The 1,108-nt window shown below is 64.4% G+C and carries 2 protein-coding genes and 1 tRNA gene; 2 read left to right on the top strand and 1 reads right to left on the bottom strand.

What is annotated here, in order from left to right; genetic code table 11:
- The coding region (locus ACIRS4_RS38465) for a M48 family metalloprotease (RefSeq protein ID WP_404204955.1) at window positions 1–364 on the top strand (364 nt) is incomplete at its 5' end.
- Here ACIRS4_RS38465 and ACIRS4_RS38460 read toward each other — a convergent pair.
- Window positions 365–856, bottom strand: a complete 492-nt coding sequence (locus tag ACIRS4_RS38460) for a YajQ family cyclic di-GMP-binding protein (RefSeq protein ID WP_357091065.1) — start codon at window positions 854–856, stop codon at window positions 365–367.
- Window positions 857–994: 138 nt separating this feature from the next.
- On the opposite strand from ACIRS4_RS38460, the gene ACIRS4_RS38455 reads away from it, so the two are divergent.
- A tRNA-Tyr gene (locus tag ACIRS4_RS38455) sits at window positions 995–1,076 on the top strand.
- Window positions 1,077–1,108 lie beyond the last annotated feature (32 nt).

The raw sequence follows: 1,108 nt of genomic DNA, 5'->3' as shown, positions 1-1,108 counted from the left end.
CGGCAACCGCAATGGCGAGGGGCCGAATGTCATTGCGCTGCTGCTGGTCTCACTGCTGGGGCCGATCGCGGCCTCGCTGATCAAACTGGCCGTCTCCCGCTCCCGCGAATACCAGGCCGACCAGGACGGCGCGGAACTCACCGGCGACCCCCTGGCGCTCGCCTCGGCCCTGCGCAAACTGGAACGCGGCACCCAGGCCGCCCCGCTACCCCCCGAACCGCAGCTGACCGCCCAGTCCCACCTGATGATCGCCAACCCCTTCCGGGCCGGCGACAAGATGGCCCGCTGGTTCTCCACCCACCCCCCGATGGCGGACCGCATCGCCCGCCTCGAGGAGTTGGCCGGTGGAAACCGGAACTACTAGCTAGCGGTAGTTCACGAACTGCAGGGCGATATCGAAGTCGCCGCCCTTGAGCAGCGCGATGACGGCCTGGAGATCGTCACGGTTCTTGCTGCTGACGCGCAGCTCCTCGCCCTGGATCTGCGCCTTGACGCTCTTGGGGCCCTCGTCACGGATCTTCTTGGCGATCTTCTTCGCGTTCTCCGTGGTGATGCCCTGCACCAGGTTCCCTGTGATTTTGTACACCTTGCCGGAGGCCTGCGGATCGCCCGCGTCGAACGCCTTGAGCGAGATGTCGCGGCGGATCAGCTTCTCCTTGAACACGTCCAGAGCCGCCTTCACGCGGTCCTCGGACTCGGCGCTGAGGATGATCTTCTCCTCGCCCGACCATTCGATGCTCGCTCCGGTGCCGCGGAAGTCGTAGCGCTGGCTCAGCTCCTTGGCAGCCTGGTTCAGGGCGTTGTCCACCTCCTGGCGATCGATCTTGCTGACCACATCGAACGACGAATCCGCCACACTCTTCTCCTGTCCGAGATCGGATATTCGGGATGTTCCAACGCCGACGCTAGCCGCTCCGGCATGGCTGTATCCAGCCGGTTTGCATTCCGGGCGTGGGTTCAGGGTATTCTGCTGAAGCGCTGGAAGGCGTACCCTGGCGGATTGCCCGAGCGGCCAAAGGGAGCTGACTGTAAATCAGCCGCGTAATGCTTCGGAGGTTCAAATCCTTCATCCGCCACAGCTGGAGCCCCTCAGACGAGAGTCTGAGGG

The organism is Streptomyces sp. NPDC101166, from assembly GCF_044768125.1.
Lineage (GTDB): Bacteria > Actinomycetota > Actinomycetes > Streptomycetales > Streptomycetaceae > Streptomyces.
The sequence above is the reverse complement of the archived record's forward strand: the minus strand, read 5'-3'. Positions and strand labels throughout refer to the sequence as shown.